The sequence below is a fragment of the Mitsuaria sp. TWR114 genome (genome assembly GCF_007997345.1).
The window spans coordinates 1-2,706 of the sequence record NZ_VOSR01000684.1 but is presented as its reverse complement, the minus strand read 5'-3'; the positions used below and the strand labels follow the sequence as shown (position 1 = coordinate 2,706).

The 2,706-nt window shown below is 69.1% G+C and carries 3 protein-coding genes; all 3 read right to left on the bottom strand.

The genetic code is table 11. The features are described from left to right. Window positions 1-685 (bottom strand): prephenate dehydrogenase/arogenate dehydrogenase family protein (locus FUT87_RS22265; protein ID WP_147242425.1); only part of this gene is annotated, 685 nt, incomplete at its 3' end. A 33-nt stretch (window positions 686-718) separates the two neighbouring features. Further along, the gene (gene pheA, locus FUT87_RS22260; RefSeq protein ID WP_147242426.1) at window positions 719-1,819 is read right to left on the bottom strand and encodes a prephenate dehydratase; all 1,101 of its coding nucleotides are present in this window, start codon (window positions 1,817-1,819) and stop codon (window positions 719-721) included. 43 nt (window positions 1,820-1,862) lie between these two features. After that, a partial coding sequence (serC, locus tag FUT87_RS22255; RefSeq protein WP_147242424.1) for a 3-phosphoserine/phosphohydroxythreonine transaminase occupies window positions 1,863-2,706 on the bottom strand: 844 nt, incomplete at its 5' end.

Here is a 2,706-nt window from a genome sequence, read left to right as displayed (position 1 = left end):
GATCGCTGGCGGCGATCCGGGTGAAGTCGCGGAAGCCGGAACCGGCCAGGCTCAGGAAATCGCGGCCCGAGGGCTGTTTGGCGACCGAGCTGAAGTAGGCGTAGGCCAGCAGGTGCGGCAGGTGACTGACCGCGGCGAAGGCTTCGTCATGGTGGTGCGGCGCCATCTTGAGCACCTGCGACCCCAGCGCCGACCAGACGTCGGTCGCCTTCTGCACCATCTCGGGCCGGGTCTGCTCCAGCGGCGTCAGGATGACCTGGCGGCCCTGGTAGAGCGCGGCATCGGCATGCTGCACACCGGCGCTTTCCTTGCCGGCGATCGGATGTGCGGGCACGAAGCTCGGGAACTGCTTGCCGAGCGCGCGCTTGGCCGCGTCGACGACATCGCTCTTGGTCGAGCCCACGTCCATCAGCAGCACGTCGGCCCGCACCAGGTGGCGGATGGCCTTGAGCGTGGACTCGGTCGCGGCGACCGGCACCGCCACCAGCACGATGTCCGAACCGGACACGGCCAGCAGCGCCGATTCGGCGGCGATGTCGATCACGCCCATGCGACGGGCGGTGTCGGTCGTCGACGGGCTCTTGCTGTAGCCCACCACCCGGCGCACCAGGCCGGCTTTCTTCATGGCCAGCGCGAACGAGCCGCCCATCAGGCCGCAACCGATCACGCCGAGTTGGTTGTACATCGCAAGGAACCTCTTTCGCTCAAGACTTCAGCGTCAGGACTTCAGCGGGTAGGCGCCGATGACCTTGTAGAACGCGCACAGCTCCCGCAGCTCCGCCAGCGCCGAGGCGACGTGCGGCTGCGACGGGTGGCCATCCAGGTCGATGTAGAAGTAGTACTCCCACTGACCGGTGCGGGCCGGGCGCGACTCCAGGCGGGTCATGGACACGCCGTGCTTCTTCAACGGCACCAGCAGATCATGCATCGCGCCCGGGCGGTTCGCCACGGAGACGATGAGGCTGGTGCAGTCGCGCCCCGTGGCCGGGGGGGTGGCCATGGTCTGCGGCAGGCAGATCACGGCGAAACGGGTGCGGTTGTAGGCCTCGTCCTGCACCGCGTGCGCGGTGATGTGCAGGCCGAACAGCGTCGCCGCGCGCTCGCTGGCGATCGCGGCGTAGGCCGGGTTCTCGGCCGCCAGCCGCGCGCCTTCGGCGTTGCTGGACACGGCGCGGCGCTCGGCGTTCGGCAGGTGCTTGGACAGCCAGTTCTGGCACTGCGCGAGCGCCTGGGGGTGCGCCAGCACCGCCTCGACGCCTTCCAGCGAGTTCTCCTTGCGCAGCAGGTTGTGGCGGATCAGCAGGCTGACTTCGCCGACCACATGCGTGGGCGTGTGCAGGAACAGGTCGAGCGAGCGCGTCACCACGCCCTCGGTCATGTTCTCGACGCCGACGACGCCGTACTGCGCGCTGCCGGAGGCGGTCGCGTGGAAGACCTCGTCGAAGCTGTTGCAGTAGATCAGGTCGGCGGCGCCGCCGAAGTATTCGATCGCGGCCTGCTCGCAGAAGGTGCCGAAGGGGCCCAGCACGGCGACCCGCTGCGGCGACTCGAGCGCGAGGCAGGCGGACATGATCTCGCGCCAGATGGCGGCGACGTGTTCGCCCTTGAGCGGGCCCTGGTTGGCCGCCTTGATCTTGGCGATGACCTGGGCGACCCGGTCGGGGCGGAAGAAGGGCGTGCCGTCGCGGCGCTTGATCTCGCCGACCTGCTCGGCGACATGGGCGCGCTGGTTCAGCAGCGTCAGCAGTTGCGAGTCGAGCGCGTCGATCTGGTCGCGCAGCGCGAGCAGTTCGGGGTCGGCCACCGGGGCCGGGGGCATCGGGGCGTCGCCGGGCGCCTCGGGCAGGGGGGTGTTCGGCGTGTCAGCCATGTCGGGTTTCGAAGTCTTTCAGGTAGCTCACCAGGGCCTGGACGCCCTCCAGCGGCATCGCGTTGTAGATCGATGCCCGCATGCCGCCCACCGACTTGTGGCCTTTGAGTTGCAGCAGCCCCCGCTCCTTGGCGCCAGCCAGGAAGGCGTCGTTCAGACGCTCGTCGCGGAGGAAGAACGGGACGTTCATCCGCGAGCGGCACGACGCCGCCACGCGGTTTTCATACAGGGAGGAGCCGTCCAGCGCCGCGTAGAGCAGGGCGGCCTTGTCGATGTTGCGCTGCTCGATCGCGGCCAGGCCGGTCTTGCCGCCGTACGCGAAGCGCTTGAGCCACTGGAACACCAGGCCGGCGACGTAGATGCCGAAGGTCGGCGGCGTGTTGTACATCGACTGCGCCTCGGCCACGATCTTGTAGTCGAAGGCGGAGGGGCAGATCGGCAGCGCGTGGCCCAGCAGGTCGTCGCGGACGATCACCAGCGTCAGGCCGGCCGGACCGATGTTCTTCTGCGCGCCGGCGAAGGCGAGGCCGACCTTGGACCAGTCCACCGGGCGCGACGCCACATGGGAGGAGAAGTCGATCGCCAGCGGCGCGTCATGGCCCAGTGCCTGGAGGTCGGGCAGGGCCTGGAATTCGATGCCGTCGATGGTCTCGTTGGTGCAGACGTGCACGTACGAGGCGTCCCGGCGCAGCTGCCAGGTCGAGGGCGCGGGAATGTCGAGGTAGCGGCCGTCGGCGCCGGGAAGCTCGGCGGCATTGGCGGCGATGCGGACGTCGGCATAGCGCCTGGCTTCGGCGGCGCTCTTCTTCGACCAGGAGCCGGTGACGACGACGTCG